The following is a 25599-nucleotide window of genomic DNA, read 5'->3' as shown; positions in this document are numbered from 1 at the left end:
GGTATTGCTTGCATCGATTGCTATGTGCATAATCGACCCCGTTGTGATGTAGAGAAGACCGCCCTGCCAGGCGGTTTTTTTTCGCCTGCAATTCAGGCGTTATGGGTGCCCGGTGCATCCGTGGTAGCTTTTTGCTTCCACACAACAAGGTCCAAGGAGACCGGACATGGAAAACTTGTCACCGTTTGAAAAGGGAATGATCACTTCACTGGTAGCTCTGGCGTCCACCCTTCGCTCAACACCCGGCTTTGATGGGGAAGCCCTCACCAAGGCGGCGGAGTACTTCATTGCTAACCCTGCCCAAGGGTGTGGCAGCGGAGACGCGCAATCAGATTACGAATGGCCGCTTTCAATCCTGAAAATGGACGTTTCAACACTCCAGAACATGCTGAATCAGCCACATACGCGGAATTGATGTAGACCCCGCCACCTTTCGTGAGCAGCCAGGCAGGGCACCCGTCAACCTTGGTAGCGCTTTCGATGGTGGCGCCCAGCACGGTCTGATCGGCGATGTGGTCGAGTTTTTCGCCTTCGTCGCCATCTCCAGGGCATCCCTTCTGCTGATCCATCTGCTCTCTCCTACTGGTTAAATTCACAGCTACTGCAGGCCGCTACTGGTGGTGCACCAAGTTGCGGATAATTCATTTCGTGGTCAGGCGGCCGTCTTCCCTGAGCCATGTGCTGGATCGTCCTCTCGCTTCGCAACAAGGCGGCTGGACGACTCTTTTTCAAGCACGCATTGCATGGGGTATGAGAAGCCGCCGGACGCTCTGCACTGGGACACCCGGCTTCCACTCACGCCGAGGGCGTCACCGATGGCTCGTCCGGACCCGAAGTACTCAAGGGCTTCGTCGAATGTCATGGGTGTCTCTCCTACTGTTCACGCCGAGTTTAGAAAGATAAACAACAGAAGGCAAGTTATCTAAACAACGCATTGTTTAGAATCCTAAATATGGAATTCAAAGACCGACTCAAATCTCGCATGGAGGCCCTTGGCCTCCGTGCAACCGACCTCAGTGAGCGCACTGGCGTATCCAGGGCCACGGTTACGTTTTGGCTGAACGGAACGAATGGGGCCAAGGGCAAAAACCTTCTGGCGCTCTCCAAGGCCTTGGATTGCAATCCCGAGTGGCTGTCGAGTGGTAAAGGGCCTCAGGAGGCTCGACGCAGTGCGCCCCAGGCCAACGCAGAGCTGCTCGGTGATCTCGCCGTTTGGGACGAAGGTGATCCACTGGATGACGATGAGTGCGAGGTGCCCTACTACGCCGAAGTTGAGTTTTCGGGTGGTCACGGGATGACCGAAGTAGTTGAGGTGACTGATAGGAAGCTTAGGTTCAGCAACGCCACGCTGCGTGCTGCAGGTGTTGATTGCAATAGCGCAGCCTGCGCCCGCGTTCGCGGCAGAAGCATGGAGCGACTGATCCTTGACGGTGCGGCGATCGGCTTTGACTTGACCGACACCTCAATCATTGACGGTGAGATCTACGCCTTCAATCACGGCGGAATGCTGCGAGTGAAGTACCTGTATCGCCTGCCGGCAGGTGCGGTACGCATTCGAAGCGAAAATACTGAGGATTACCCAGACGAAATTATGACCGCCGAACAATTTCAGGAGGAGGTCCGAATGCTGGGTCGGGTCTTCTGGTGGTCAACAGTGCGAAGATCTCCAAAACGTAAGTAGCCACAGCCCGGCAATCGCCGGGCTTTTTATTGCCCGCCTTACACCCTCCTTGCTCTCCGAAATCTCTCGCCTCGAAACGGCCGCGCGCCAATTGTTAAGTTTTCTTAAAAATAAACCTTGACCAATTTTGTTTAGTTTTCTAAATTTGCCTCAACGCCGGATCACCACCGGCCAGATTGAAGGCAGCGATGAACCGGCCTGAACGGTTCAGAGGGTTGGCAACTGACCCAGGCGTGCAGCGTAAAGCGCCAAGAACAGTTATCCGGCGGACAAGGGTCGCGGCCGGAAAAACAACCAACGATATGCACCCGGCCTGACGCCAGTAGCGAGGCCGGGGTGATTTCACCGATTGGCCTTGGCGACAAGGCCAGACGGGAAGTCAACAGGAGATGCCCTATGCGGAATCAAAAAGGAGGCTCAAGGAAGCCATCAGTGGAAGCGCCATCACTACAGGGAAGGATAGAGGCGGCACTGATGACGCTCGCATGTCATGGCAACCCTGGCTTGAGGACGAAGCTCACGCTAATGCACCCCAGCCGGGATATCAGCAAACAAGACTGCCTCAAGTTCGCAACCATCGTTCTCAGTCGGACAATAGCTGGCTCATTACAAGCTTTGCCTCCTCCGCATCTTGAGACGATTTCGAGAGAGTTAGCTGGATATCTGTCTTCAGAATTCGAATGTCCATGACGCCATACCAATACCCGTCGTCAAGCTGAACCGCGTCGCCAACCTTGATAGCTTGGTCGGTCTCAAGGTGCTTTGGGTTCATGTCGTCAGAGTCGTATTTGTACCTCAACTTGAGCTTGCGCATTCGCGGCTCGCCCTCCTTTGCTGGCTGTGCTGTGTGAGAGCGCTCAGCCTAGCGCAATGCCCGTCACCTGGGCAGTGGTGAGGTGGCTGCAAGCCATCAAACAACCAGCGCCACGTCAGCCTGACGCAAACTGCCCAATCACCTGGTACTCCCCAGCACCAGGCTGCATTGGTCGTGACGCTCGCCCTCCCCTGGTCCGGGAGTTTTGCGGCGGCGAGCGTTACGACCAATGCAGCCACCCACCGAGGCAAATCATGGAATCGACAATCGTCAGCGGCCAGTGGAAAGGTCACCTCGGGCGCGGCCTGGCCCCGCGCGAGCTTCAGTGCTTGCTCGCTGTTGCCCAGGGAATGACTGCCAAAGAGATCGCCCGCGCGTTCGACATTTCACCGGGCACCGTCGCGAAACGGCTGTCGGTGGCGATGTTCAAGCTCGGTGTAGCGCGTCGGGCAGCGGCGGTAGCCGAGGCCATGAAGCGCCAGATCATCAGCCCCATGTGCTTTGTGCTCGCCGCGCTGATCGCCATGCACTCACTTGCTGCCGGCGGCGGTGACCCGATGCGCCGCGACCGCCGAGCCCCTGAACGACGCATTGCCCAGGTTCGCGTGCTGCGCCGCGCTGAGAGCGTGGAGCTGCACTCATAGGTGGCCACTGCCTTCCCAGCGGCGAACAACGGAGGATGCCGCCATGTAACCGCCAGCCCTTGCCGGACCGCCACATGCGGCCTCGGTAGCTCACGTGAGGTGGTACTTACTGAGCCAGCCCGGTACGCCGGGCTTTTTCTTGCCCGTCCCTTGGAGATCCCCATGCACCCATCCATGCAGCAGCGCGTCGACGGCCTGGCCGCGATGCGTGCACGAACCACCCTGCCGCCGGCAAACCTGCACGTCATCCTCGGCCTGACCGCGCCGGCCCAGTCGGTGCGCTACCAGGTCGTCGCTAAGGGCAAGGCCTACCACATCATCGAGCGCGCCACGGGCAAGACCCGGGTGTTCTGCTTCAACTACAAGGTCGCGGTCAACACCGCCCAGGCGCTGGAAGCTGCCGCCGACCGTAAGTTGGTGGGCAGGCCGGCAACGTGACTACTGTCACCCTTTGCTGTGCTCTGGCGAAGTTGGTCCGGTCCCTGGCTTGATTCCCCTTGGCCCAAACAGCGCCCAGATGATCAATCCCACAACCGGGAAGATCACGATGCCGAGAAACCACATGACCTTAACGCCATCAGTTTTGTCACTGCGAAACACACTGACGATGGCCCATAGGTCGACAAGGATGACGATCACCGCAACGGCGATCCAGAAATAGATGGCGAGGTTGGACATGACTGCTGCTCCCTGTGGGTTGATACAGGGTTAGGCGAGCGGGTCAGCAGGTGGGTTCAATATTTCGATGGGCTGGACTGAAGAGGACCTCGACGCCACCTAGCTCCCCAAGCGGCGCCGCATAGTTTTCAGCCCTGTTGAATGGCTGCATCAATACTGCGTTTCGAAGCAGCTTTCGCCCTTTCAATTTCGTCGATAACACTCTGAACGTGCGCTTCAGGAATATTGGCGAACTCAACACCGCCAATAATGCCGCCAATGGCGCGATTGCACAGAAAATCAATGTTACAGCCAAGTAATTCTGATGATGCGATCACTGCTATAAGCGCCTGTTCGAGCTGCAGCTCGCGATCAGTTGGCATGCTCCTGAGTCTCCGAAAAGTTGATGGAACTCTAAATTTAGTCTGCTTCAAATTAGGTTTCAACTTGCACAAATGTCTCATGCGCTAACTACATGAGACCCAGCAGAAGGAATTGAAGATGGCCGAGAAGAAGACGGGGGCAGCGAAGCACTCGGCGGATTACCGCGACAGGAAGAAGGCGGAGGCCGAGCGCCTGGGCGTCGAGACGCTGCCTGTAGAGACGGCGGCCGGGACGCGCGCGGAGCTGACCAAGGCGATGAAGGTTCACGGCTACACCCAGCTGCAGGAGCTGCTGCAGGACATGCACTGGGCGTTCATTGCTGTTGACCATCGAGAGCAAGCGCGCCGCCTGAAAAAGCCTGACGCGCCAGCTTTTAAGATATCGCCAAAACTAGCGCGAAGGTTTGAAGCGGCCAGTAGGGCCGAGCTGAAGCATGACCCTGGCGAGAGCCGGTAGGCCGCAAGAGCATGCTGATGATTCAGCAGGACCCGGGTGATGAGGTATTTGCACCAAATACCATTACCAGTCGCGCTTAGACCCTTCAGCAAGAGCTAAATCATCCGCTGCATCGTTGATAGCTTTTCTCCCAAGGTCTCCAGACTCACCATCTAGGCGATAGATGGTCAAAAAAGCCCCTACACGAGTGCAGATCCAGCTGCTGCCAAATGCATCCTCCTCGCCCACTTCAGAGTTGAGGTGTTCACAGTAGTAGGCAAGCTGGCCGTCGTGCATTGCCAGCGGATAATTTGGCTGGACGCTAGTGATGAAGCCCTCATCCTCCAATTGCTGAAGATTAATAGCCACTGTTGCTGCTTGAACTACTACGCATCCGTTGAGAACAAAATCCGCCACGATAATTTCCTTTGGCAACAAAGGCATACGAATACATCATCCCAAACCAAATTGCCACCATGCCGCCACCAGCACGGAGGGCGGCGCATGCATGGAGAAAGCCATGGCCAAGTTCTACTTCCAGATCAAGGGCCGACGCCCGGCCAAAAACGCATACGGCGAGGATGAATGGGCCTGGCCGCCAGTGTTCAGCGGCATGGTTGAGGGGCCCGACCGCAAGGCAGCGAAAGTCGTGGTCGAGGAGCAATACGAGCGCCAGTTTCCGTCGCGCGTGCTTCGCAAGGACATGGAAGCGCACGAGTATCTACTGCACATCCAGCCGATCGACGAGGACGACACCTACCTGCTGGGTCGCTTCGAAAACAGGCCATGCAAGGAGTGCGGCACGGTCTTCAAGTTGATCGACAAATACAACGACCCGCACACTGAAACCAAAAGCCACGACTACTGCACCGAGAAGTGCCAGGCGGCGGCCAGGTTTCGCGACCTTTCGGAATTCAAACTGGCAAGCGAGGGTCGTTCGCCTCCGGTGATCTACCAGGTGCGCCAGAAGTCTAGCGGCCGCGTCTACGTCGGCCAGACCACGCAACCATTCACGCTGCGGTGGTGGCAACACCTGAGCAACCCAACCAGCTGCAAATTCCACGCGGCCCTGGGCGGCTCCGATATCACCGACTGGGAGTTTTCCGTGCTCGAGGTGATCGCCTACCCGGCAGATTGCACCAATCGAGCGGCCTACATCACCCAGCGGGAAAGTCACTGGATCGAAAACCTGGCGGCGGTTGAGACAGGGTTCAACACCGTTCGCCCTGCCGGTGCCGTCGATCAGGCCCAGGTGCCGCTACCTCTGGTCGAGCTGGTCTGACCCTTCCGCGCTGCCCGCCAGCGCCTTCCCCTATTCAACGATAACGCCTCCCCGGCGAGGGCGGCGCATGCCTGGAGGCACCATGAAGATTCAGATCAGGACGCTCTACAAGTGCGGCTCCTGTGGCGACATCCACGACGATGAAGATGGAGCCCGGGAGTGCTGTCAGCCAGAAGTGGAAGAGATGTTCGAATGCCCAGCATGCAAAACCATCCACGACGGCGAGGACGAAGCTCGCTTGTGCTGCGACATCGACTCGATCACGTGCCCTTCCTGCTACCGGGGCCACTCATCCATCACGCTGTCGTTCCAGGCCATCAAGATCGCCGGCCACTGCACCACCTGCAACCCCATGTTCACCATCGACCAGCAGCAGGCAATTCAGGACCTGCACTACCACGAGACCGGGCGCCGCGAGCACCTGTTCGACTGATCCTCCAGCGAGACCACCATGACCACAGCAATCGACCTGTTCGCCGGCCTCGGCGGATGGAGCACCGGCGCGCGCGCCGCAGGCGTCCAGGTTCTCTGGGCGGCAAACCACTGGCCGGTGGCCGTTGAATGGCACAGCGCCAACCACCCCGATACGCAGCACGTCTGCCAGGACCTGCACCAGGCCCGCTGGGAGCATGTACCGGCGCACGACATCCTGCTGGCCTCGCCCTGCTGCCAGGGTCACGCCAAGGCCCGTGGCAAGAAGTCGGGCAACCCTGAGCACGACGCATCACGCTCGACAGCCTGGGCGCCGGTATCGGCTCTGGAATTCCACCGGCCGCAAGCGGCAGTGATCGAGAACGTGCCGGAGTTCACCGACTGGGTGCTCTACCCGGCCTGGTTGCAGGCTGTTCAGGCGCTGGGGTATCAGGCGGCGCCTCACATCGTGGACTGCGCCGACCTGGGCGTGCCACAGCATCGGGTTCGCCTGTTCATGGTCCTGACGCGCAGCAAAGCGCCGCTGATGCTTCAGTTGCCGCAGGAGCGCCATGTACCGGCGAGCAGCTTTCTCGATTTCGACACCGGTCGTTGGTCGCAGATCGAGAAGCCAGGTCGGGCCCAGGCCACGCTTGACCGGGTGCGCAACGGACGCCAACGCTTCGGTGAGCGATTCATCATGCCTTACTACGGCAGAGGCTCCGGCACGACAGGGCGCGATATCGGTCGGCCGATCGGCACAATTACCACGGTGGATCGCTGGGCCCTGGTCGATGGCTCCCGAATGCGAATGCTCAGCGCTGACGAGGGCCTAGCAGCAATGTCATTCCCGTCTGATACCAGGCGCCCAACAAACCATCGCCTGACTATGCACATGGCAGGCAACGCGGTACCGCCGCTCGCTGGACAGCGAGTCATCGAGGCATTAAAGAAGGCTGCATGACCAAAGAGAACATTTGTACTCCATCCGACGAACCGCCATCGACGGGCGAGTTTTGCGGGAACAAAATACTGTTTATTTGAACAGTACTCTCTATGCACTTCCTTATCGTTCCAATGCGCGTGCGCGGCGTGCCGCGTAGCCAGAAGGAGATCCGCGCATTCCATCCGATCCGCGGCGACGTGCACCTGCGCCTGGATGAGTTCGCGCCGCTGGGTCGGGCTTCGAACTCGGCGTCGATCCTCAAAGTTCACCCGGGCGAGCCTGATTTGCCACCCTTGTATGAAGCAGTCATGACTGGTATGTCCACTCTGGGCGCGACGTTCACAGGAATCGAGATCATCGAAGGCGTTGCTTACGCCCAGAGTTGGTGGGTTCGCATCCCTTGAGATTTAGGCCTGCTTCGCAACTGCCCGAGCTGGTTCCTGCTCAACTGCAATGCGGCGAGCTCTACCTACGCCCCATGCCAAGGCGCGTGTCATTGATTCTTGCGGGCGTGAATCGTAAGCCTCTTCGAGAATGGCCACACCACATGCGGCATACACACCGATAAACATTTGTGTGGCGCCCGTCCTCGACAACCTCACTTGAACGTCGATGGTTGTACCGTCGTCGAGCATTTCGTCGTGAGTTCTGGTGTGCAACCGAGGATCCGCCCACGCCCAGTAACACTCCCCACGATGTCTCATTTCGGACTCCTTTTTCCGGTTATTAGCACTTGATCGTATTCAAAATGGCGAGTCTGGCCAGCCTGTTAGGAAGCTCTTTTTCGTATTTCAGACGACCGGCTAAGTAACTTCTACATAACCTGTACAAATACAAATAAACGTACAATTTCAATCATTTGCTGCGGCCTGCGGCAGGAGAGAGTCATGCCTGAAGAAATCAAACTGATCCAGCCGGCGCCGGTCGTGCGCGACGAATACGGAATGTTCCAGCACCCGGACCTACCCGACTTCGACGAGGGTGATGGCGACAAGTGCAAGGCCTGGATTGCTGAGCAGGGCCTAGAGGTCGGCAAGGTCAGCCTGGAATACGCCGACGAGGCTATAGCTGACAGGTACTTCGAAAGCCACGACCCGGACTGCAGCTACTGGGAACCCTACCGGCCCGATGGTGATGGCTGGTTCTGCCTGGCAATCCACGACACCGACGACGGTCCGGTGTGCTGGTGGGGTCGTAGAGTGGTGACGCCATGAGGCTGAAACAGCATCCGCTCGACGTGCAGAGCGTTGGCGAAGACACCTACATCGTCATGAGCAAGGGGCATCACGACCTCGAGCAATTCATGGCCGCAGCCATCAAGCGGTATCCGGGCTGGGCGCTTGGCGGCCCTGTCCACGTCTGGATCAAGACAACCCCGGGTCGCGGCACCTACGCCTGCATGTACAACATGGTGCCAGAGGGCACCCGGGGTGCCTGGCCTGCGACCTACTGCCATGAGTACGGCGAAGGCTACGAGCGCTACAGCGGCGAGGTGCAGCCATGACCCGCCTCGCCCTCTGCCTCCTGCTGCTGGCCGCCAGCGCCAGCGCGGACTCATTGCCGTATGGGGTCAGCGTCTTCCACGACGGCGAGAACGGCGCCACCTGCTGGATCTACGACGGCCCAAGCAAAGGCGGCATCAGCTGCATCCCCGACAGCCAGCTGCAGGCCGGCAACGAGCGCCAGCTCTCCCCGCACGAAACACAACCCGAACCTACACCCGCACTGGCGCCTGGGCGCTGGATTGATGAGAGGTATGAGCTGTGAAACTGACCAGCAACCAGCAGCGCGTCCTCGATGCCTTGCGCGAGGTATCCCGCGCCAACGTACTGCGGTACCGGGAGAAAACCCCGTACCTGTACGAGCAAGACTGCAAGAAGCTGGCGGCCGGCGATCAGGCATGCGCATTTTGGCTTGGCGGGCTGACCTACCAGGTCGGCGCTCGCCTCGACCTCGCAGCTGCTTCGGTGCTCAGCATTTTCAAGGCTCTTGAGCGAAAAGGTCTCGTACTGCGCGAGGCCAGCTACCCGGATCATCAGCGCCCGCGCTACTGGTGGCCCGTTGGCCTCGCTGCCGAGATGGCAGCACAGTTACTTCAAGCCGATACGGAGGCAACATGACCGACCTGATCGAAGTGAAGACGGCGGACCTGGCCGGCGAGCAGTTGGCCTGGGCGATCGCCAAGGCCGAGGGGCTGGATGTGCATGTGGCCAAGCCGCACTACGGCGCGCCGGCCAGGGTGTTCGTCCAGTACCGCGGCGAAGCAACCGAACGCTGCGAGCGGTACAACCCGCAAGAGAACTGGGTGTTTGGAGGGCCGCTGAAGACAAAGCATCAGATCGGCGATGGCCCAGTGCGGGGCGGATGGACGGCCTACCCCAGCAGGCCGAATGAGCCCACCGACTGGCTGATGGGCCCAAGCCCGCTTGTAGCGATCTGCAGAGCCGTCATAACCAAAATCACCGGCTGGACAGTCCAGGTGCCGAAGGAGCTGATGCCATGACGGAACAAAGCACCAAGGAATTCTACTCTGTCGATCAAGCCTCTCAGCATGCTGCTGAATGGTGCAAGCGCAATCCCGCATGGCGCAGGATCTGTGATATCCCTGATATCTCCGTGTTCGAAAAAACCTACGATGAGATCCCAAAGCGCGAGCGCGCCTACTGGGAAAAGAACGGCGGCGAAGAATGCTGGCGTGAATTCGGCGCCGGGGGAACCAAGGTGCCTACCGGATTCATCTCTGGAAAGGGCGAGTTCTTCGACCACGTCCTCAAAGTTCCGCTCCATCACAACATGATGATGGTGTACCGCGTGGGCAAGAGGTGGAAGCCATGATCGCCCTCTCCTACATGGCCTACCTGATCTACAGGGGGCCGCGATGAGCCGCTTTATTGCCGTTGTCCACGGCTGGCACGTCCATAGCAACGGCTTCAACGTGCACGAGCTGAACGCAACCAGTCATGAAGTTGCTGATGACGAAGCGTGCCTTCTTGCAGCGCGCCGTGACGCCGCCTTCGACCGCACAGCCTATGTGGTGGTCGAGATCGGGGACCGCGAGCGCCTACCCCGCCGCCTGACCTGGCGCGAACGCCTCACCGGCAAGATTCAGTAACCCTCCCCCTACAACTCAAGCCCGCCGATATGCGCGGGCATGGAGAGCTATTGCCGCCAACATGCGGCTTGGAGCCTACCCATGGAAACCGAGATCCTTTCGGACGAAGAGCTGGCTGACCTGACTGGCTACAAGGCCAGGGGCTGGCAGCGTCGCTGGCTCACTGATCGCAACTGGCACTTCGTCGAGAGCCGCGGCGGTCGCCCCCTGGTGGGCCGCCAGTACGCGCGCATGAAGCTTGGCATCACGCTCGGCGTTCTGCCTGTTACACCCCCACCCCTGCCGACCGCGGCGTGGACACCTGACTTTTCCCGAGTGAAATGAAATGCGCCCCAGAAGTACCGAGAATCGCGACCTGCCGCCTGGTGTTTACCGGCGCAAGCGCACTAGGAAGAGCGGCAAGGAATGGGTCGGATATTACTACCGAGACCCCGTCGGCAAGGAGATTCCCCTCGGCACGGATCTGACCCAGGCCAAACTCAAATGGGCCGAGCTGGAGGCGAAAACCATACCGGCCGAACTCACGACCATGAAAGGGATCTTCGATCAGTACGAACGACATATCTTGCCTAAGAAAGCGCCCCGCACCCAGAAGGACAACATCTACGAACTGAAGCAACTGAGGATGGTGTTCGATTCGGCGCCTATCGATGCCATCACACCAGCCATGATCGCGCAGTACAGGGATAGCCGATCCGCGAAGACCAGGGCCAATCGTGAGATCGCGCTTCTGTCGCACGTATTCAACACGGCTCGCGAGTGGGGGCTGACGACGCAGCAGAATCCATGCCTGGGGGTGAGGAAAAACAAGGAGAAGCCCCGCGACTACTACGCTAACGAGGCAGTATGGCGAGCGGTGTATGAAGAGGCCCCGATGGAGCTGAAGGACGCGATGGACCTGGCATACCTGACCGGCCAGCGGCCAGCGGACGTGCTGTCCATGCGAAAGGACGACTTGGAAGGGGCCTACCTGCTGGTCAGCCAGGGCAAAACCGGTAAGCGACTGAGGATCATCTTGGAAGTTAATGGGGTGAACAACAGCCTGGGCACACTTCTGGATCGCATCAAGCTTAGGAATCGGGAGCATCTGTCGCCATTCTTCATCCTGAGCGCCAGCGGCAAACGGCTGTCTTGGGAGATGCTGCGCAACCGGTGGCAGGAGGCACGGGAGTCTGCCCGACTGAAAGCCATCAGCGAGAAGCAGCCTGAGCTCGCCAACCGAATCGCGCAGTTTCAGTTCCGCGACATCCGCCCCAAGGCGGCTTCGGAGATCACAGATCTGGGCGATGCCAGCTTGCTGCTTGGCCACTCGAAAGAAGGCATTACCGAGCGCGTTTACCGCAGGATCGGCGCCATCGCGAAGCCTTCTAAATAGAAAAGTTTCGGAACTCCACCCTCAAAGTTTCGGAACTCAGGCCTTTTCTTTCGCCCAAAGAAAAACCCCGCAGACGTTAATCTGCGGGGCTTTCAATAATGGAGGCCGAGGTCGGAATCGAACCGGCGTAGACGGATTTGCAATCCGGAGCATAACCACTTTGCTACTCGGCCTCAAATGACTGAACCCTCTGAAGCAGCTCAATCACGTACAAACTGTAGAGATTTGCATCTCATTGAAAACGTTGAGATTTTTATTTCTCGTCGCTTTCGATGGACGCCATTATGTCCGCATTCGGGAGGGCTTGCAACCCCCTGATTTAAAAAAGATTTGGGGTGGGTTTTCGTCAACGGGGTCATGCGGCGGCAGGCTCTCCTGCCCCGCGGCTGACTTCGAACACGCCCACCAGCTTCTGCAGCTTGTTCGCATTCAAGCGCACGGTCTCGGCACTGGTGTGCAACACCGTCACGGTCTGGCGCATTTCCAGTGACGCCTGATCGACCTCCTTGATGGTGCGCCCGTACTCGAGGCTGCGCTGGTTGAGCTGCTGGATGATGCCGAACATGTTCTCCACGGCCCGGTGCAATTGCACGTTCTCGGACGAGGCCTGCTCGGCCAGGCGCAGGCTGTCATCCACGTCCTGCACGCCGCTCTGCATGAAGCCCACGGCCTGCTGCGTCTCGCTGTGCAAACCGTCGACCATCGTACGGATATCGTCGGCCGCCCGTGCCGTGCGCGCCGCCAGGCTGCGCACCTCGTCGGCCACCACCGCAAAGCCGCGACCATGCTCGCCGGCACGCGCCGCCTCGATGGCGGCATTGAGCGCCAGCAGGTTGGTCTGGCTGGTGATGTCGCTGATCAGCCCGGTGATGTTGCCGATCTCGGCCATGCGGCTGTCCAGCAACCTGACACTGGACGATGAACGCTGCACCACATCGCGTATCGACTGGGTGCCCGCCTGCACGGTCAGGAACTGCTCCCGCGCCCGGCTGACCACCTCGTCCATGGCCTGCTTCATCTGCTCGGCGCCGGCCGAGGCCTGCTGGATCTCGCCCAGTTGCTCCTCCACGATCACCATCATGCGGTGCACGGCATCGGCCACCTCCTCGGAGGTGAGGCTGGCGGCCTGGCTGCGCCCCAGCATCATCTGGTTGGTGGTGCCCACGCTGTGGCTGGCCTTGATCACCTGCCCCACCACCGCGTCCAGATGGTCGATGAAGCTGTTGATCCAGCGCCCCATGTCGCCGGTCTCGTCATTGGCCATGCGCGTGGTGTCCAGGCGCTGGCGCAGGTTGCCCTCGCCTTCGGCGATGGCCCTGATCACGCCGGTCATCTCGCTCAGGCGCGCGGCGAGGCGCCGCGGCCCCAGCACGCTGAACACCAGCGCGGCCAGCAGCAGGCTCACGCCCTCGCACGCATCGATCAGGCCCTGGTCGAGGCCGCTGTAGTGCTGCACCAGGTAGTTGCTGACGAACAGGCCGAGCATGGTCGCCAGGTACGGCTTCATCAGGCCGTAGCTCAGCGAGCGCCGCCGGTACACCTCCTCCAGGTCGGCTTCGCACATCATGCCCCAGCGGTCCGGCGAACCGGGCAACTGAAAGGTCACACCCTTGCCCACCACGGGAATGTGGCGGTAGTCCGAGTAGCCGGGGTAGCTCACGAACAGGTTGGCGCCGGTGCGGATGGTTTCGCGCACGCCAGGGTGCAATTGCCCGGTGGCCGGGTCGGTGAAGCGCAGCTCAAGCTCGGTGTGGCGCTGCACCTGCACGGTCTTCCACGGGGTGTGCACGCCGCTCTTGAGGTTCTCGCCGTGGCTGAAGGTGCCGTCCTCGAAGCGCGAGCGCGACAAGGCCACCCCCGGCTGCAGGCCGGGGTCGAAACGCGACTGCACCATGAACAGGTAGTTGTCCCCGGACTCGGCAAAGATATGCCCGGCCTCGCGCTGGATCAGGTCGCCCAGTACGTCGTTGGGCACCCGTGCGCACAGGCAGCCCACCACCTGGCGGTCGACCTTGATCGGCTGGTAGAACATCAGCGTCACTTCATCATGAAAGCTGGAGGTCGACGGGCCGATCGCCAGGGTCAGCGGGTCGCTGTAGGGCCCATGCAGAAACGGCGCCTTCAGCCCCTCGGCCAGCGGCCGTGGGTCGATGCGCGGGCGCGTGCCCTGGCCGCGCCAGGTCGAGGCAAGCACCTCGCCCGCCGCATCCACCACGAACAATTCGGAAAAGTCTTCGGCCTGCGCCAGCTTCTGCTGCAAGACCTGCCCATCGAGGCTGCGGATGTCGTTGCCGGCACTGGCGGCCAGCTCCGCCAGGTGCTCCCACTGCTCCTGGGCCCAGCCCTGCAGCAACTTGACGCGGGTATGCGCAATGGCTTCGAAGGTCTGCCCGATCACCGGGTACGCCGATCGGTTGAGGCGGCAGGCCCAGCCCATGGCCAGTTTGCCGGTCTTGCCAAACCATGGCAGCCAGCGCTTTTCTGCGGCGGACAGTTGCATGCAATTGTTCGATAGCGACATTTACATCTCCCGATACGACATTCCTTTGTCCATTCGGCAGGCAACTACCAGGCCAACGCAAAAAACCACCTTGAAAACCGACGCGCAAGCCAGCCAGATAGCACTCTGCCAGCCCCTTCCATGCCCCCTGCGAACCCACCTTTTCTGCGCCCCGAAACGGCGCATGAACGCGCTTGTGTGCACCGCAGGAGTGCGCAGATGAAATGTCCTACAATCCTTGCCTTTGCTGCTCAAGCGGCCGCTCGCCACGCCGATAACCCGACCAGACGAAACAACAATTAAACGGCGTCAGCGGAGCGGATATGAACATCAAACAGAAACTCACGTGGGGCTTCGCGACCATCGCCTGCGTACCGATACTGGTCGTCGCTACGCTGGTGATACTCAACATCCGCCTGGAAGCGCGGGAGAACTTCGTCGACGGCAGCGACCGCGAAATTCGACAGGTGGCCAATGCCATGCAGTTGTTCTTCGACGGCATCAGCCAGAACATCGAATTTCTCAGCAAGCTGCCCATGCTGCAGAACACCGACGCCAGCCTGAAGAAGTACATTTCGCCCGACGCCCCCACGCTGCCGATGGGGCCGCAGGACAAACCGGTGTTCGACTACTTTGCCCGCCTCGGCGCCAGCCACCCGGCCTATGGCTACATCTCCATCGGCACCACCGAGGGCGGCTACATCTCATGGCCCGAAGACCCCAGCCTGGCCAACTACGATCCGCGCCAGCGCCCCTGGTTCAAGATGGCCCAGGCCAACCCGGGCAAGACCCTGCGTACCGCCGCCTACTACTGGGCCAACGACGACGCGGTGCTGGTCAGCACCGTGCGCAGCCTGCCCAACGCGCTGGGCGCCAACGGCGGCGTGGTGAGCGTGGATGTGTCGCTCAAGCAACTGACCGAGATCATCAAGCAGCTCAAGCTGGGTGAAACCGGCTACGTGATGCTGCTGGAGCAGAGCGGCAACATCCTGGTCGACCCCAAGCAGCCGGCGCACAACTTCAAACAGCTCGACAGCCTCGGCCAGGGCTATGCGCAGCTGGCCAAGACTACCCAGGGGCTGGTGGAGATCGAGCTCGACGGTGAGCGCTACATGGCCAACGTGTGGCCTTCCGAGCAACTGGGCTGGCGCTTCATCGGCCTGGTCAAGCAGAGTGAAGTGATGGCCTCGGCCACTCGCCTCACCTGGCTGATCGTCGGCATTGCCGCCGCGCTTGGGCTGCTGTTCGCCTTCGTCGGTGCCAGCTTTGCCAAGGTCATCGTGCGCCCGATCAACGACGTGTCCCACGGCCTGGAAGGCATCGCCCAGGGCGAAGGCGACCTGACCCGCAACCTGCATGTGCGCGGCAACGACGAAACGGCCCAGCTCTCGGGCTGGTTCAACCAGTTCCTGGGCGCGATCCGCAGCCTGATCCAGCACATCATGCACGCCGCCGACGGCATCCTGACCAACTCCCACAGCGCCACCAGCGTGTCCAACGAAATGGCCGACGCCGCCAGTCGCCAGCGCGAGGCCGTGGACATGGTGTCGACCGCCTTCCATGAAATGGTCGCCACCGCCAACGAGGTCGCGCGTTCGTGCAGCCAGGCCGCCGAGTCGGCCGACAACGGCCAGCGCCAGGCTTCCGAGGGCCAGCAGCAGATCGACGCCGCCGTGGGCAGCGTCGACCAGCTCAGCCAGGAAATCGCCCAGTCGGCGCAATCCATGCAGCAGCTGGAGCGCGACAGCAACGCCATCCAGTCGATCCTCAGCACCATCCGCTCGATTGCCGAGCAGACCAACCTGCTGGCCCTGAACGCGGCCATCGAGGCGGCGCGGGCCGGCGAGCAGGGTCGCGGCTTTGCCGTGGTGGCCGACGAAGTGCGCGCGCTGGCCAAGCGCACCGCCGACTCCACCGCCGAGATCGACGGCATGCTCGCCAACCTGGCCCGCGGCACCAGCCAGGTCGCCGCACAGATGAACACCAGCCTGAGCCTGTCGCAGGACTCGGTCAGCCGCATCGGCGAGGCACGCACCCGCTTTGGCCAGATCCGCGAGTCGGTGGACATGATCCGCGACATGAACACCCAGATCGCCACCGCCGCCGAAGAGCAGCACCAGGTGGCCGAAAGCATCAACCAGCACATCAGCCAGATCCACGGCGATGCGCAGCGGGTGGCGCAACTGGCCAGTGAAGCCAAGAGCGATGCGTTCAACCTGACCCAGCTGTCCAACGAAATGAACACGCTGGTACGGCGCTTCAAAACCTGAAAAAAAGGCGCTGCACGATTTATTTTGCAGCGCCTCTGTCACTTTTTGTTTCTCGTGCGGCAACAGGGTTACTGAGAACCATTCACATCAGGAACCTGACCCCATGTCCGTTGCCGCCCCTACGCCCCGCCCTCACCTGCTGGCGCTTGCGATTGCCTGCGCCGGTATCGCCACGCCGCTGCTGGCCGCCGATGAACAGGCTGTGCCCCAAGCCCGGCTGAACCTGCCGCAAACCGACGTCAACGCCACCCGCATCGCCGACGGCAGCGCCGAAGCCGGCTACCTCACCGACTCGCTGAAGAACGTCGGCGCCCTGGGCGGCATGGCCCTCAAGGACACGCCCTATTCGATCAGCGTGGTGTCCAGCGAGCTGATCCGCAACACCCAGGCCACCTCCACCGACGACATCTTCAAGCTCAGCCCCTTCACCCAGTTCACCTCGCCCTCGGGCGCCGGCTATGCCAGTTCGGTGGCGATCCGCGGTTTCAACGACCTGGGCAATCTCAACATCGCCAACGACGGCCTGCGTTTCAGCAATGGCTCCGACAGCGGCAACTTCGTCGAGGAGATGGAGCGCCTGGAGATCGTCACCGGCCTCAGCGGCTTCCTGTATGGCCCCGGCAGCCCGGGCGGGCTGGTCAACTACGTGCTCAAGCGCCCCACCTACGAGCGCTACAACAGCGTGACCCTGGGCAACGCCGGCGGCGAGAACGCCTATGTGCACGGCGACTTCGGCGGCCCGATCGACGATCAGGGCGTGCTGGCCTACCGCGTCAACGTGCTGGCCCAGGACGGCGAGACCGCCATCGACCTGCAGAACCGCCGTCGCAAGATGGTCAGCCTGGCGCTGGACTGGAACGTCAGCGACGACCTGCTGGTGCAGTTCGACGCCTCGTACAAGAAAAACCAGACCCACGGCCTGACCAGCTACTGGTACTTCGCCGACCAGCGCCTGCGCCCCGACGCCGATCAGTTGGACAACGACAAGCTCTACAGCCAGCGCTGGGCGTTCTCCGACAGCGAGCACGAGCGCGTCGGCAGCCGCTTCAACTGGCGCCTGAACGAGGTGTTCAGCCTGCGCGGCGCGGTGGCCCACGACCGCAACCGCACCCAGTACGCCTACACCGGCCCCACCGTGACCTCGCCCGGGGTCTACAGCCAACCGCTGTACGCCTTCGCCCCGGTCGAGCGCGAGGAAACCTCGGCCTACCTGTTCGCCGACGCGGCCTTCGACACCGCCAGCATCGGCCACAAGGTCACCTTCGGCTATCAGGGCAACGTGGCGCGGGTACGCGACTACACCGACTACATTCCCTTCCCGGGCCCGCAGTACCAGCCGGTGGGCGGCAACGGCTCGATCCCGCTGGATGAAACCCCGCAGTACGCCAAGCCCGACTACTCCATCGGCCACGGCGACCAGCGCCTGTCCTCGCGCACCCAGGCCGACAACCTGCTGCTGGGCGATGTGATCACCTTCAACGGACAATGGTCGACCATCCTCGGGGTCACCCGCACCCGCATCAAGACCTTCAGCGACAACTTCGTGTGGGCCGAATCGCTCGGCACCCCGAGCCAGATCGACAACTACAACCAGAGCAAGACCTCGCCCAACGTCTCGCTGATCTACAAGCCGCTGCCCTGGCTGACCACCTACGCCACCTACATCGAAGGCCTGCAGGCCGGCGGCATCGCGCCCAACACCGCACTCAACGCCGGCCAGGCCATGGCCCCGGCCATCAGCGAGCAGTATGAGGTGGGGGTCAAGGCCGAAGTGGGCGAAGCCCTGCTGACCCTGGCACTGTTCAACATCGACAAGCCCAATGGCTACACCAACCAGCAGCAGATCTACGTGCAGGACGGACGCCAGGAGAACAACGGCCTGGAGTTCGGCATCACCGGCAAGGTCACCCCGCAGCTGACCCTGGTCAGCGGCCTGACCCTGCTCAACCCCCAGGTGAAGAAGGCGGCCAACGCCAGCATCGAGGGCAACAAGCCGGTGGGCGTGGCCAGCCAGCTGGCCAAGGTGTACGCCGAATACGACCTGAACGGCGTGCCCGGATTCGCCGTGACCGGCGGCGCCTATTACACCGGCAAGCAGTACGTGGATGAGGCCAACCACTACAGCCTGCCGTCGTTCACCACCTTCGATGCCGGTGCGCGTTATCGCCTGCCGCTGGCGGACAACGCCCTGACCCTGCGCGCCAACGTCAGCAACCTGACCAACAAGGCGTACTGGCTGAGCGACCACTTCCTGGGCGCGCCGCGTACCCTGACGTTCTCGGCACAGCTGGAGTTCTGAGCCCCTTCGCCGGCATTGCCGGCTCCTGCACGGGCGCACGCAGCCTGCAGGAGCCGGCGTTGCTGGCCAAATGCCCACCTCGCGCCGCGCAAATCCCTGAGCGCCGCCAAAATCAGTACCAAAGAACCATTGCCGTTCGCATCCGGCCCTGATATTGAGTGTGCCGCTTTGCGCACCCGCGCCTTTCGTTTCCTCTTGCCCACCCCGCTGGCTTCATCCCCACGCGATCCGAGATGCCGACATGATTGAAAACTCCGATGTAATGTATCGCCTGCTGGTACAGAGCGTGATCGATTACGCGATCTACATGCTGACCCCGGAGGGTGTGGTCAGCAACTGGAACGCCGGGGCGCAGCGGGCCAAGGGGTATACCGGCGAAGAGATCATCGGCGAGCATTTCTCGGTGTTCTACAGCGCCGAGGAGCGCGCCACGCAGTTGCCGCAGAAAAACCTGCAGACCGCCCGCGACCAGGGCCGCTTCGAGGCCGAGGGCTGGCGCCTGCGCAAGGACGGCAGTGCGTTCTGGGCGCACGTGGTGATCGACGCGGTGCATGACGACGACGGCCACCTGGTCGGCTTTGCCAAGGTTACCCGCGACTGCACCGAACAGCGCCGCGCCCTGCTCGAACAACGTGAACAGGAGCGTCACTTCCGCCTGCTGGTACAAGGCGTGAACGACTACGCCATCTACATGCTCGACCCGCTGGGCCATGTGATCAACTGGAACGCCGGCGCCGAGCGGGCCAAGGGCTACACCCACGACGAGATCGTCGGCCAGCATTTCTCGGTGTTCTACACCCCGGCGGACCGCGCCGCCGGCCTGCCCGCCCAGTGCCTGGACGCCGCACGCCAGACCGGCCGCTTCGAGGCCCAGGGCCTGCGCCAGCGCAAGGACGGCTCGCACTTCTGGACCAACGTGGTGATCGAAGCCATCCACGACGACGATGGCCAGCTGCTGGGGTTCGCCAAGATCACCCGCGACATCACCGAGCGCCGCCAGTACGAACTCGACCTGCTGGCAGCCAAGGAGCTGGCCGAAGCGCAGAGCGAGAAAATGGCCGCGCTGTCGCAGTTTCTCGACTCGGTGATCAGCAACATCCCGTCCAGCGTGATGGTGCTGGACGTGGCGTCACGCCAGATCCTGCTGGCCAACCCGCAGGCCGAGAAGCTGTTCTCCAGCCAGCAGTGCGCCCTGGTCGGCAGTACCCCGCAGCAGAGCCTGGTGCCGGTGATGGCCGGCTACCTCGAACACCTCACCGAGCATTGCCTGAACCACAACGGCCTGCACCTGACCGAAGACCACCTCGACACCCCGCTGGGCCGACGCACCCTGCGCTCACGCACCCTGCTCAGCCGCAACCCGCAGGTGGGTGCGGGCCACTATGTGCTGCAGATCGCCGACGACGTCACCGACGAGATCGCCGCGCACGCGCAGATTCACCACATGGCGCACCACGACGAACTCACCGGCCTGCCCAACCGCACGCTGTTCCACAACTGCCTGGAAGAGGCGCTGGCCGACGGGCAGGCGCGCCAGCACATGACTGCGGCGCTGTGTCTGGACCTGGACAATTTCAAGAACATCAACGATGCCCTGGGGCATGCCTTCGGCGACCGCCTGCTGCGCGCCCTGGGCCAGCGCCTGCGCAGCGTGCTGCGCGACCAGGACACCCTGGCGCGCCTGGGCGGTGACGAGTTCGCCGTGGTGCTGCCACACCTGGCGCGCCTCGAGGATGCCCAGCGCACCGCCACGCGCCTGATCGAGGCAGTGGCGCCGGCGTTCCTGATCGACGGCCACAGTTTCTCGGTGGGCCTGAGCGTGGGTATCGCCATCGCGCCGGTCGACCACCACAAGGCCGACCAGTTGCTGCGCTACGCCGACATGGCGCTGTACGAGGCCAAGCGCAACGGGCGCAACCGCTACGAGCTGTTCCACCCCGAGCTCGACGAAGCCGCGCGGCGCCGCCGCATCATGGAAACCGACCTGCGCACCGCGCTGCACTTGGGCCAGCTGCACATGCACTACCAGCCGATCATCGGCAACGACGGGCAGATCACCGGCTACGAGGCGCTGATGCGCTGGCAGCACCCGGTCAAGGGGCAGGTCATGCCGATGGACTTCATCCCGATTGCCGAAGAGACCGGGCTGATCCACGAGGTGGGTACGCGGGCGCTGAACCTGGCCTGCCAGGAGGCCGCCAGCTGGGCCACCGAGCAATCGGTGGCGGTCAACCTGTCGCCGGTGCAGTTCAAGAACAGCGACCTGGTGGAAGTGGTGCAGCTTGCGCTGACCGACGCCAGGCTCGACCCGTCGCGCCTGGAACTGGAGATCACCGAATCGGTGCTGCTGGAGAACAGCGACGGCAACCTGCGTACCCTGCAGGCGCTCAAGGACATGGGCGTGCGTATTGCCCTGGACGACTTCGGTACCGGCTACTCCTCGCTGGGCTACCTGCGCTCGTTCCCGTTCGACCGGATCAAGATCGACAAGTCGTTCGTGCACGACATGGGCGAAAGCCGCGAGGCGATGTCGATCATCCGCGCCATTACCGGCATGAGCAGCAGCCTGCTGATCAACACCACCGCCGAGGGGGTGGAGACCGAGGCGCAGTTCAAGCAATTGCAGGCCGAAGGCTGCTCGCATTTTCAGGGGTATCTGTTCGGGCATCCGCAGCCGGCTGACAAGCGCCAGAAGGGAGGCCGGTAGAGCAGCGAGCGCGCAGGCCGTTTCGCCGGCAAGGCCGGCTCCTACACGACAGGTGCGGGAGCCGGCCCTGCCGCCACCTGATCGTACAGCCGCCGCAGCCGCTGCACTGCCGCCTCGATCTCGCCCACCTTGACCCCGCCGTACCCCAGCACCAGCAGGTTGTCGTCATCGGCGTCGGGCTCCACGCTGTAGCCGCCGCGCAGCACCAGCCCATGTGCCGGGGCCTGCGCCAGCATCTTGCGCGCCGTGCCCGGGGCACCGATGCGTACCGCCAGGTGCAACCCCGCCTGCCCCGCCGAGTACCCGATCAGCGCCCCGAACGCCTCGTCCAGGCACTGCTGCAGGCAACTGCGGCGCTGGGCGTACTCGGCGCGCATCTTGCGGATGTGCCGGGCGAAATGCCCTTCCTGGATGAAGTCGGCCATCGCCGCCTGAATCGACAGGTACCCTGGCCGGTACAGCTGGATCAGGCCCTTGCCGAAGGCCTCGGCCAGCCCCTCGGGCACCACAAGGTAACTCAGGCGCAGCCCCGGGAACATCACCTTGCTGAAGGTGCCCAGGTAGATCACCCGGTCTTCGCCACCGAGCCCCTGCAGCGACGGCATCGGCTCGATGTCGTACCGGAACTCGCTGTCGTAGTCATCCTCCACCACCCACAGGTTGTTGGCCTGGGCATACGCCAGCCAGTCACGCCGGCGCTGCAGCGACATGATGTTGCCGGTGGGGTACTGGTGCGACGGCGTGACGAACGCCAGCCGCGGCGCAGCAGCCGGCACTGCAGAAGGCAGGCAGGCGCCCTGCGCATCGATCGCCAGCGGCGCGCAGTGCAGCCCCGCCGCCGAAAACACCACCGGCGCCCCCCAATGGCAGGGGCTCTCGACCCACACGGTGTCCCCCGGGTCGCCCAGCAGCTTGGCCACCAGGTCCAGCGACTGGTGGGTGCCCTGGGTCACGATCACCTGCGCCGGGCTGCAACGGACCGCGCGGGCCGCATACAGGTAGGCACTGAGCGCCTCGCACAGCGGGCGGTAGCCGCCCTGATCCACGTAGCCGGCCAGGTGCGCCTGGCGCTTGCTCAGGTAGCGGTTGTGCAGGCGCTTCCAGATATGAAACGGAAACAGGTCGGCGTCCGATACGCCGCCCACGAAGGCGCCCTCGGCCCGCGCCACCGCGCCGAAGCGCGCGTTGATCGCCTTGCCCCGGGCCGACAGCGGCGCCTGATCGGGCGTATCGGGGGCCGGCACGCCGGTTTTCACCTGGGGCAAGGTGTCGGCCACGAAGGTGCCGCTGCCGGGCCGGGCGTACAGGTAGCCCTCATCGAGCAGACGGTCGTAGGCCAGCGACACGGTCAGGCGCGAGACCAGCAACTGCTCGGCCAGCGCCCGGGTGGAGGGCAACTTGTGGTTGACCGGCAGGCGCCGCTGCAGGATCGCCGCCTGGATCGCCTGGTACAACTGGCGCTGCAGGGTCACGCCGCCGTCGCGGTCCAGCGTGCCGACCAGCAGGTCGTGGAGAAGCGATGCCATCGGGTGCCTCACTGCAGGGGCGGAATCGGAACCGCGAGCATACAAGTGGCCTTAACAACTGATCAACTCTGGATATAACCGATATAGCCAAACAGGCCTATGTTCGAACCAGTGCTGGCCTGACACCCCAGCTTTCCCGGCAATCGACAGAGTGATGTTCAGTGACCCTTCACACACCCCCTGCCTTCGACGCATTGCTGGTCGCAGCTCCGCCCAAGGTTTCGGCCGAACAGGCGCAGGCCGTGGCAGCGCAGTACTTCGGCCTGCACGGCGCATGCCGCCTGCTCACCGGCGAGCGTGACCTCAACTTCCAGATCACCTGCGCCGACGGCGCCCAGTACCTGCTCAAGGTCTCCAACGCGGCCGAAGACCCGCAGGTGGCCGACTTCCAGAACCAGGCGCTGCTGCACATCCAGCACTGCGACCCGACCCTGGCGGTGCAGCGCATCTACCCCAACACCAGCGGCAGCTACCAGATCCCGCTGATGTTCGATGGCCAGCCGCTGCTGGTGCGGCTGTTCTCGTTCGTCGACGGGATCTGCCTGCACCGCGTCGAACACCCCGACGTGGCGCTGCGCAGCAGCCTGGGCGAGCACCTGGCCCGCCTGGGGCTGGCCCTGCGCGGCTTCTTCCACCCCGGCGCCGGGCACGAGCTGCTGTGGGACCTCAAGCACGCCTCGCGGCTGAGCGACAAGATCGGCCTGATCCAGGACCCTGAAGAGCGCCAGCTGGCCCAGCACTTTCTGGACAACTTCGAGCGCCACGCACAACCGCACCTCAAGGGCCTGCGCGCCCAGGTGATCCACAACGACCTGAACCCGCACAACGTGATCGTCGATGCCAGCCAGCCGCACCCGGTGCGCAACATCCTCGATTTCGGCGACATGGTGCATGCCCCGCTGGTCAACGACCTGGCCGTGGGCGCCGCCTATCAACTGGGCAGCCAGGGCGACCCGCTGGAACACGCTGCACCGTTCATCCGCGCCTACCACCGCATCGCGCCGCTGGAGCCGCTGGAACAGGAACTGCTGGTGGACCTGATCGCCACCCGCCTGGTGCTGACCGTGACCATCACCAACTGGCGCGCTGCGCTGTACCCGGAAAACCGCACCTACATCCTGCGCAACGCGCCGTCTGCCTGGCGTGGCCTGAAGGCCCTGGCTGACGTGCCGCGCGAGGTCGCGCAGCAACAGATTCGTCGTATCTGCTCCGAGGAGACGCTGTAAATGACCATGATCAATGGCTTCACCGCCGAAGATGCCGCACGCCTTAGCGAAACCGAACGTGCCCTGATCGAGCGCCGTGCGCGCGTGCTGGGCCCGGCCTACCGCCTGTTCTACGAACACCCGCTGCACCTGGTCAAGGGTGAAGGCGTGTGGCTGTACGACGCCGACGGCAAGCGTTACCTGGATGCCTACAACAACGTGGCCTCCATCGGCCACTGCCACCCCAAGGTGGTCGAGGCGCTGTACGAGCAGGCCAAGGTGCTCAACACCCACACCCGCTACCTGCATGAAGGCATCCTCGACTATGCCGAGAAACTGCTGGCCACCTTCCCGCCCGAGCTGGACCAGGTGATGTTCACCTGCACCGGCAGCGAGGCCAACGACCTGGCCCTGCGCATCGCCCGTCAGTACACCGGCGGTACCGGCCTGATCGTGACCCAGCTGGCCTACCACGGCGTGACCGACCAGATCGCCGCCGCCTCGCCTTCCCTGGGTGCGGGCGTGCCGGTGGGTGACTTCGTGCGTACCGTGCGGGCTCCCGACGCCTACCGCCTGAGCGCCGAGAACGTGGCACAGATCTTCGCCGACGACGTGCGCGCCGCCATCGCCGACCTGCGCCGCTGCGGGATCAAGCCGGCAGCACTGCTGCTCGACGGCATCTTCGCCAGCGATGGCGTGCTGTCCGACCCGGCCGGCTTCCTGCAACAGGCGGTGGCCGTGGCCCGCGAAGAGGGCCTGCTGTACATCGCCGACGAGGTGCAATCGGGCTTTGGCCGTACCGGCTCGCACATGTGGGGCTACCAGCGCCATGGCGTGCAGCCCGACATCGTCACCATGGGCAAACCCATGGGCAACGGCCAGCCGATTGCCGGTGCGGTGTTCCGCGGCGAGGTGCTCGATGCGTTCGGTCGCACCGCCCGCTACTTCAACACCTTCGGCGGCAACCCGGTGTCATGTGCAGCAGCCAACGCGGTGCTCGACGTGATCCAGGGCGAAGGCCTGATGGCCAACTGCGCGGCGGTGGGCGAATACTTCAAGGCGGGTCTGCAAGGGCTTGCCGAGCGCTACCCGCTGATTGGCGACGTGCGCGGGGCCGGGCTGTTCGTGGGGGTCGAGCTGGTAACCGATCGTGCCAGCAAGGCGCCGGCCACCGAGGCAACGGCACGGGTGGTGAACGGCATGCGTGAACGTGGCGTGCTGATCAGTTCGGCGGGGCCGGCGGCCAACATCCTCAAGATCAGGCCGCAGTTGATCTTCCAGCGCGAGCATGCCGATCTGTTCGTGCAGACGCTGGAGGCGGTGCTGAAGTCGCTGAACTGACAGCGAGAGG

30 protein-coding genes and 1 tRNA gene are annotated in these 25599 nt (G+C 62.7%); 22 read left to right on the top strand and 9 right to left on the bottom strand.

Going from position 1 to position 25599, the window contains the following annotated elements; genetic code table 11:
• Positions 1-290: 290 nt before the first annotated feature.
• Positions 291-569, bottom strand: a complete 279-nt coding sequence (locus N0B28_RS10270; RefSeq protein ID WP_275731674.1) for a hypothetical protein — start codon at positions 567-569, stop codon at positions 291-293.
• Between the two features lie 383 nt (positions 570-952).
• On the opposite strand from N0B28_RS10270, the gene N0B28_RS10265 reads away from it, so the two are divergent.
• Positions 953-1681: a helix-turn-helix transcriptional regulator gene (locus tag N0B28_RS10265; RefSeq protein ID WP_275731672.1), complete on the top strand. Its 729-nt coding sequence runs from the start codon at positions 953-955 to the stop codon at positions 1679-1681.
• A 583-nt stretch (positions 1682-2264) separates the two neighbouring features.
• Here the strand turns inward: N0B28_RS10265 and N0B28_RS10260 are convergent.
• Positions 2265-2495, bottom strand: coding sequence for a hypothetical protein (locus N0B28_RS10260; RefSeq protein WP_275731671.1), 231 nt, complete (start codon positions 2493-2495; stop codon positions 2265-2267).
• 254 nt (positions 2496-2749) lie between these two features.
• On the opposite strand from N0B28_RS10260, the gene N0B28_RS10255 reads away from it, so the two are divergent.
• Both N0B28_RS10255 and N0B28_RS10250 read left to right on the top strand, forming a co-directional pair.
• Positions 2750-3139 (top strand): helix-turn-helix transcriptional regulator, encoded by a 390-nt coding sequence (locus N0B28_RS10255; RefSeq protein WP_275731670.1) that lies wholly within the window; start codon positions 2750-2752, stop codon positions 3137-3139.
• A 162-nt stretch (positions 3140-3301) separates the two neighbouring features.
• Positions 3302-3577: a hypothetical protein gene (locus N0B28_RS10250; RefSeq protein WP_275731669.1), complete on the top strand. Its 276-nt coding sequence runs from the start codon at positions 3302-3304 to the stop codon at positions 3575-3577.
• A gap of 6 nt (positions 3578-3583) precedes the next feature.
• On the opposite strand, the gene N0B28_RS10245 is transcribed toward N0B28_RS10250, so the two are convergent.
• Both N0B28_RS10245 and N0B28_RS10240 read right to left on the bottom strand, forming a co-directional pair.
• Entirely contained in the window at positions 3584-3817 is a 234-nt protein-coding gene (locus tag N0B28_RS10245; RefSeq protein ID WP_229589100.1) for a PLD nuclease N-terminal domain-containing protein, read from the bottom strand.
• Between the two features lie 128 nt (positions 3818-3945).
• Positions 3946-4179: a hypothetical protein gene (locus N0B28_RS10240; RefSeq protein WP_275731667.1), complete on the bottom strand. Its 234-nt coding sequence runs from the start codon at positions 4177-4179 to the stop codon at positions 3946-3948.
• Between the two features lie 118 nt (positions 4180-4297).
• Between N0B28_RS10240 and N0B28_RS10235 the strand changes: the two genes are divergently transcribed.
• Positions 4298-4636: a hypothetical protein gene (locus N0B28_RS10235; protein WP_275731666.1), complete on the top strand. Its 339-nt coding sequence runs from the start codon at positions 4298-4300 to the stop codon at positions 4634-4636.
• A gap of 63 nt (positions 4637-4699) precedes the next feature.
• On the opposite strand, the gene N0B28_RS10230 is transcribed toward N0B28_RS10235, so the two are convergent.
• Positions 4700-5059 carry a hypothetical protein gene (locus N0B28_RS10230; RefSeq protein ID WP_275731665.1) on the bottom strand — a complete coding sequence of 120 codons (360 nt, stop codon included), beginning with the start codon at positions 5057-5059 and terminating at the stop codon, positions 4700-4702.
• Between the two features lie 76 nt (positions 5060-5135).
• On the opposite strand from N0B28_RS10230, the gene N0B28_RS10225 reads away from it, so the two are divergent.
• The 4 genes from N0B28_RS10225 to N0B28_RS10210 all read left to right on the top strand — a co-directional run bounded on the left by N0B28_RS10225 (position 5136) and on the right by N0B28_RS10210 (position 7658).
• Positions 5136-5897: a GIY-YIG nuclease family protein gene (locus N0B28_RS10225; protein WP_275731664.1), complete on the top strand. Its 762-nt coding sequence runs from the start codon at positions 5136-5138 to the stop codon at positions 5895-5897.
• A gap of 82 nt (positions 5898-5979) precedes the next feature.
• Positions 5980-6330: a hypothetical protein gene (locus N0B28_RS10220; RefSeq protein WP_275731662.1), complete on the top strand. Its 351-nt coding sequence runs from the start codon at positions 5980-5982 to the stop codon at positions 6328-6330.
• A gap of 18 nt (positions 6331-6348) precedes the next feature.
• A complete protein-coding gene (locus N0B28_RS10215; protein WP_275731661.1) occupies positions 6349-7272 on the top strand; it encodes a DNA cytosine methyltransferase in 924 nt (307 codons plus the stop codon).
• Positions 7273-7364: 92 nt separating this feature from the next.
• A complete protein-coding gene (locus N0B28_RS10210; protein ID WP_275731659.1) occupies positions 7365-7658 on the top strand; it encodes a hypothetical protein in 294 nt (97 codons plus the stop codon).
• Positions 7659-7661: 3 nt separating this feature from the next.
• Here N0B28_RS10210 and N0B28_RS10205 read toward each other — a convergent pair whose 3' ends face one another.
• Positions 7662-7958, bottom strand: coding sequence for a hypothetical protein (locus tag N0B28_RS10205; RefSeq protein WP_116054764.1), 297 nt, complete (start codon positions 7956-7958; stop codon positions 7662-7664).
• Positions 7959-8141: 183 nt separating this feature from the next.
• Here N0B28_RS10205 and N0B28_RS10200 point away from each other — a divergent pair, with 183 nt between their 5' ends.
• The 9 genes from N0B28_RS10200 to N0B28_RS10160 all read left to right on the top strand — a co-directional run bounded on the left by N0B28_RS10200 (position 8142) and on the right by N0B28_RS10160 (position 11741).
• A complete protein-coding gene (locus tag N0B28_RS10200) occupies positions 8142-8468 on the top strand; it encodes a hypothetical protein (RefSeq protein WP_058541205.1) in 327 nt (108 codons plus the stop codon).
• On the top strand, positions 8465-8758 hold the full coding sequence (locus N0B28_RS10195) for a hypothetical protein (RefSeq protein WP_275731657.1): 294 nt from the start codon (positions 8465-8467) through the stop codon (positions 8756-8758). Before N0B28_RS10200 ends, N0B28_RS10195 begins: the two co-directional genes overlap by 4 nt.
• Positions 8755-9021 (top strand): hypothetical protein, encoded by a 267-nt coding sequence (locus N0B28_RS10190; RefSeq protein WP_275731655.1) that lies wholly within the window; start codon positions 8755-8757, stop codon positions 9019-9021. Before N0B28_RS10195 ends, N0B28_RS10190 begins: the two co-directional genes overlap by 4 nt.
• Entirely contained in the window at positions 9018-9374 is a 357-nt protein-coding gene (locus tag N0B28_RS10185) for a hypothetical protein (RefSeq protein WP_275731653.1), read from the top strand. The genes N0B28_RS10190 and N0B28_RS10185 overlap by 4 nt, the downstream gene beginning before the upstream one ends.
• Positions 9371-9757, top strand: coding sequence for a phage protein NinX family protein (locus tag N0B28_RS10180; RefSeq protein WP_275731652.1), 387 nt, complete (start codon positions 9371-9373; stop codon positions 9755-9757). The genes N0B28_RS10185 and N0B28_RS10180 overlap by 4 nt, the downstream gene beginning before the upstream one ends.
• Positions 9754-10089, top strand: a complete 336-nt coding sequence (locus tag N0B28_RS10175; RefSeq protein ID WP_027609605.1) for a hypothetical protein — start codon at positions 9754-9756, stop codon at positions 10087-10089. The genes N0B28_RS10180 and N0B28_RS10175 overlap by 4 nt, the downstream gene beginning before the upstream one ends.
• A 43-nt stretch (positions 10090-10132) precedes the next feature.
• Positions 10133-10366 carry a hypothetical protein gene (locus tag N0B28_RS10170; protein ID WP_116054775.1) on the top strand — a complete coding sequence of 78 codons (234 nt, stop codon included), beginning with the start codon at positions 10133-10135 and terminating at the stop codon, positions 10364-10366.
• Positions 10367-10447: 81 nt separating this feature from the next.
• The gene (locus N0B28_RS10165; protein ID WP_088514779.1) at positions 10448-10690 is read left to right on the top strand and encodes a DUF4224 domain-containing protein; all 243 of its coding nucleotides are present in this window, start codon (positions 10448-10450) and stop codon (positions 10688-10690) included.
• A gap of 1 nt (position 10691) precedes the next feature.
• On the top strand, positions 10692-11741 hold the full coding sequence (locus tag N0B28_RS10160) for a tyrosine-type recombinase/integrase (protein ID WP_275731649.1): 1050 nt from the start codon (positions 10692-10694) through the stop codon (positions 11739-11741).
• A gap of 99 nt (positions 11742-11840) precedes the next feature.
• Here N0B28_RS10160 and N0B28_RS10155 read toward each other — a convergent pair.
• Positions 11841-11914: transfer RNA gene (locus N0B28_RS10155), tRNA-Cys, on the bottom strand.
• Positions 11915-12096: 182 nt separating this feature from the next.
• Positions 12097-14262: a methyl-accepting chemotaxis protein gene (locus N0B28_RS10150; protein WP_100632511.1), complete on the bottom strand. Its 2166-nt coding sequence runs from the start codon at positions 14260-14262 to the stop codon at positions 12097-12099.
• A gap of 302 nt (positions 14263-14564) precedes the next feature.
• Here N0B28_RS10150 and N0B28_RS10145 point away from each other — a divergent pair, with 302 nt between their 5' ends.
• The 3 genes from N0B28_RS10145 to N0B28_RS10135 all read left to right on the top strand — a co-directional run bounded on the left by N0B28_RS10145 (position 14565) and on the right by N0B28_RS10135 (position 21517).
• Positions 14565-16511 (top strand): methyl-accepting chemotaxis protein, encoded by a 1947-nt coding sequence (locus N0B28_RS10145; protein WP_100632510.1) that lies wholly within the window; start codon positions 14565-14567, stop codon positions 16509-16511.
• A 103-nt stretch (positions 16512-16614) separates the two neighbouring features.
• Positions 16615-18810, top strand: a complete 2196-nt coding sequence (locus N0B28_RS10140; RefSeq protein WP_275731647.1) for a TonB-dependent siderophore receptor — start codon at positions 16615-16617, stop codon at positions 18808-18810.
• Between the two features lie 241 nt (positions 18811-19051).
• Positions 19052-21517 carry an EAL domain-containing protein gene (locus N0B28_RS10135; RefSeq protein WP_058540378.1) on the top strand — a complete coding sequence of 822 codons (2466 nt, stop codon included), beginning with the start codon at positions 19052-19054 and terminating at the stop codon, positions 21515-21517.
• A 41-nt stretch (positions 21518-21558) separates the two neighbouring features.
• Here N0B28_RS10135 and N0B28_RS10130 read toward each other — a convergent pair whose 3' ends face one another.
• On the bottom strand, positions 21559-23043 hold the full coding sequence (locus N0B28_RS10130) for a PLP-dependent aminotransferase family protein (RefSeq protein WP_054914280.1): 1485 nt from the start codon (positions 23041-23043) through the stop codon (positions 21559-21561).
• A gap of 161 nt (positions 23044-23204) precedes the next feature.
• Between N0B28_RS10130 and N0B28_RS10125 the strand changes: the two genes are divergently transcribed.
• Both N0B28_RS10125 and N0B28_RS10120 read left to right on the top strand, forming a co-directional pair.
• The gene (locus N0B28_RS10125; protein ID WP_054914279.1) at positions 23205-24269 is read left to right on the top strand and encodes a phosphotransferase; all 1065 of its coding nucleotides are present in this window, start codon (positions 23205-23207) and stop codon (positions 24267-24269) included.
• Positions 24270-25589, top strand: a complete 1320-nt coding sequence (locus tag N0B28_RS10120; protein ID WP_078481034.1) for an aspartate aminotransferase family protein — start codon at positions 24270-24272, stop codon at positions 25587-25589. It abuts the gene before it with no gap.
• Positions 25590-25599 lie beyond the last annotated feature (10 nt).

The organism is Pseudomonas sp. SD17-1 (assembly GCF_029201585.1).
In the GTDB taxonomy this organism is placed as follows: Bacteria; Pseudomonadota; Gammaproteobacteria; order Pseudomonadales; family Pseudomonadaceae; genus Aquipseudomonas; species Aquipseudomonas palmensis.
This window is presented reverse-complemented; position numbering and strand designations above follow the sequence as displayed.

Coding starts and splice junctions, on each gene's coding strand:
- N0B28_RS10165 (WP_088514779.1), top strand. CDS start 10,448: ATGGAAACCGAGATCCTTTCGGACGAAGAGCTGGCTGACCTGACTGGC.
- N0B28_RS10225 (WP_275731664.1), top strand. CDS start 5,136: ATGGCCAAGTTCTACTTCCAGATCAAGGGCCGACGCCCGGCCAAAAAC.
- N0B28_RS10120 (WP_078481034.1), top strand. CDS start 24,270: ATGACCATGATCAATGGCTTCACCGCCGAAGATGCCGCACGCCTTAGC.
- N0B28_RS10235 (WP_275731666.1), top strand. CDS start 4,298: ATGGCCGAGAAGAAGACGGGGGCAGCGAAGCACTCGGCGGATTACCGC.
- N0B28_RS10220 (WP_275731662.1), top strand. CDS start 5,980: ATGAAGATTCAGATCAGGACGCTCTACAAGTGCGGCTCCTGTGGCGAC.
- N0B28_RS10215 (WP_275731661.1), top strand. CDS start 6,349: ATGACCACAGCAATCGACCTGTTCGCCGGCCTCGGCGGATGGAGCACC.
- N0B28_RS10175 (WP_027609605.1), top strand. CDS start 9,754: ATGACGGAACAAAGCACCAAGGAATTCTACTCTGTCGATCAAGCCTCT.
- N0B28_RS10140 (WP_275731647.1), top strand. CDS start 16,615: ATGTCCGTTGCCGCCCCTACGCCCCGCCCTCACCTGCTGGCGCTTGCG.
- N0B28_RS10265 (WP_275731672.1), top strand. CDS start 953: ATGGAATTCAAAGACCGACTCAAATCTCGCATGGAGGCCCTTGGCCTC.
- N0B28_RS10210 (WP_275731659.1), top strand. CDS start 7,365: ATGCACTTCCTTATCGTTCCAATGCGCGTGCGCGGCGTGCCGCGTAGC.
- N0B28_RS10200 (WP_058541205.1), top strand. CDS start 8,142: ATGCCTGAAGAAATCAAACTGATCCAGCCGGCGCCGGTCGTGCGCGAC.
- N0B28_RS10250 (WP_275731669.1), top strand. CDS start 3,302: ATGCACCCATCCATGCAGCAGCGCGTCGACGGCCTGGCCGCGATGCGT.
- N0B28_RS10245 (WP_229589100.1), bottom strand. CDS start 3,817: ATGTCCAACCTCGCCATCTATTTCTGGATCGCCGTTGCGGTGATCGTC.
- N0B28_RS10135 (WP_058540378.1), top strand. CDS start 19,052: ATGATTGAAAACTCCGATGTAATGTATCGCCTGCTGGTACAGAGCGTG.
- N0B28_RS10205 (WP_116054764.1), bottom strand. CDS start 7,958: ATGAGACATCGTGGGGAGTGTTACTGGGCGTGGGCGGATCCTCGGTTG.
- N0B28_RS10160 (WP_275731649.1), top strand. CDS start 10,692: ATGCGCCCCAGAAGTACCGAGAATCGCGACCTGCCGCCTGGTGTTTAC.
- N0B28_RS10230 (WP_275731665.1), bottom strand. CDS start 5,059: ATGCCTTTGTTGCCAAAGGAAATTATCGTGGCGGATTTTGTTCTCAAC.
- N0B28_RS10270 (WP_275731674.1), bottom strand. CDS start 569: ATGGATCAGCAGAAGGGATGCCCTGGAGATGGCGACGAAGGCGAAAAA.
- N0B28_RS10145 (WP_100632510.1), top strand. CDS start 14,565: ATGAACATCAAACAGAAACTCACGTGGGGCTTCGCGACCATCGCCTGC.
- N0B28_RS10190 (WP_275731655.1), top strand. CDS start 8,755: ATGACCCGCCTCGCCCTCTGCCTCCTGCTGCTGGCCGCCAGCGCCAGC.
- N0B28_RS10255 (WP_275731670.1), top strand. CDS start 2,750: ATGGAATCGACAATCGTCAGCGGCCAGTGGAAAGGTCACCTCGGGCGC.
- N0B28_RS10195 (WP_275731657.1), top strand. CDS start 8,465: ATGAGGCTGAAACAGCATCCGCTCGACGTGCAGAGCGTTGGCGAAGAC.
- N0B28_RS10130 (WP_054914280.1), bottom strand. CDS start 23,043: ATGGCATCGCTTCTCCACGACCTGCTGGTCGGCACGCTGGACCGCGAC.
- N0B28_RS10170 (WP_116054775.1), top strand. CDS start 10,133: ATGAGCCGCTTTATTGCCGTTGTCCACGGCTGGCACGTCCATAGCAAC.
- N0B28_RS10240 (WP_275731667.1), bottom strand. CDS start 4,179: ATGCCAACTGATCGCGAGCTGCAGCTCGAACAGGCGCTTATAGCAGTG.
- N0B28_RS10180 (WP_275731652.1), top strand. CDS start 9,371: ATGACCGACCTGATCGAAGTGAAGACGGCGGACCTGGCCGGCGAGCAG.
- N0B28_RS10150 (WP_100632511.1), bottom strand. CDS start 14,262: ATGTCGCTATCGAACAATTGCATGCAACTGTCCGCCGCAGAAAAGCGC.
- N0B28_RS10260 (WP_275731671.1), bottom strand. CDS start 2,495: ATGCGCAAGCTCAAGTTGAGGTACAAATACGACTCTGACGACATGAAC.